The following is a 1,299-nucleotide window of genomic DNA, read 5'->3' on the forward strand; positions in this document are numbered from 1 at the left end:
CGTATGAAAGACGTTCTAGAGACTGTATTTACAGCTATTCTTCAGTTTCTCAAGGAAGAAAACTACATCAAGCTTGAGCACTACTTCTTGGATGGAACGAAGATTGAAGCGAATGCCAATCGTTACACCTTTGTCTGGGGTAAGGCTGTCGTCAAACAGAAGATGAAGCTGCAAGAAAAGGTGCAGACCTTGTTCGCTGCCATTGAAGAGGCAGAGAAACAGGAAGATCAGGCACTGAATAACTTGGACCTTCCTGAACTCGGAGAGGCTTCCGCCATCACGAGTGAAAAGCTGGAGCAGGCTGTTCAACGGCTTGAAAGCAAGCTTCAAGAAAAGCCTAAGGACAAACCTTTAAAGAAAGCTGTGCGCCTTGTTCGGAAAGATCTTCTTCCTCGCCTGCAAAAATATGAAGGGCAGCAAGAAACGCTTGGAAACCGCAACAGCTTTAGCAAAACCGACACGGATGCGACGTTTATGCGCATGAAGGAAGACCACATGCGCAATGGTCAGCTGAAGCCGGGATATAACGTGCAGATTGGAACCGAAGATCAATTCATTCTCAGTTACAGCATCCATCAACGTCCAACAGATACACGTTGTCTCAAGCCGCACCTGGACAAAGTGAAAGCCTCATTTGGTCAATTGCCGGGAACCATCATCGCAGATGCAGGTTATGGCAGCGAAGAAAACTATGCTTACCTAGAGTCTGAAGAACAACGAGCACTTGTAAAGTACAATACCTATCACAAAGAAAACACCAAAGCGTGGAAACAAGATATTAGCAAGTTTGAGAATTGGTTGTATGACGAGAACGAAGATACCTGGACATGTGCGGCAGGCCAAAAACTTCTATTCCGCTATGAGAGCAGAAGTACCACCGAGAGCGGATACGAAATTGTTACTCGCAACTATCGCAGTATGTCTTGCGAGGGCTGTCCACTAAAGGAGAGGTGCACAAAGGCACAAGGAGATCGAGAAATAAAGGTTAGCAAGGAGTATTTACGGCTCAAGCAGCAAGCGAGGGAGCAGCTAAAGCGCGAAAATGGACATGCCTTGTCGGTTCGACGGATGCATGAACCAGAAAGTGTGTTTGGCCAAATAAAGAATAATCGGGGATTCCGCAGATTCCTGCTTCGAGGCTTGCCGAAAGTGAGTCTCGAGGTCGGGTGGCTTTCGCTTGCCCATAACTTGCTGAAGAAAGCAGCAAGAGCAAAAATAGCGCTGCAAGGGTAACCCTCAACAGCGCCATTTTTATAAAAATCACTCTTTAATTACTTATGCGAGCCGTCTTTACATTGA

1 protein-coding gene is annotated in these 1,299 nt (G+C 46.3%); it reads left to right on the forward strand.

Features of this window, described 5'->3' with window-relative positions:
- On the forward strand, positions 1–1,233 hold a 1,233-nt coding region (locus tag CFI03_RS20025; RefSeq protein ID WP_248758940.1), incomplete at its 5' end, for an IS1182 family transposase.
- Positions 1,234–1,299 lie beyond the last annotated feature (66 nt).

It is taken from the genome of Paenibacillus sp. ATY16 (assembly GCF_003399985.2).
Classification (GTDB): Bacteria; Bacillota; Bacilli; order Paenibacillales; family Paenibacillaceae; genus Pristimantibacillus; species Pristimantibacillus glycanilyticus.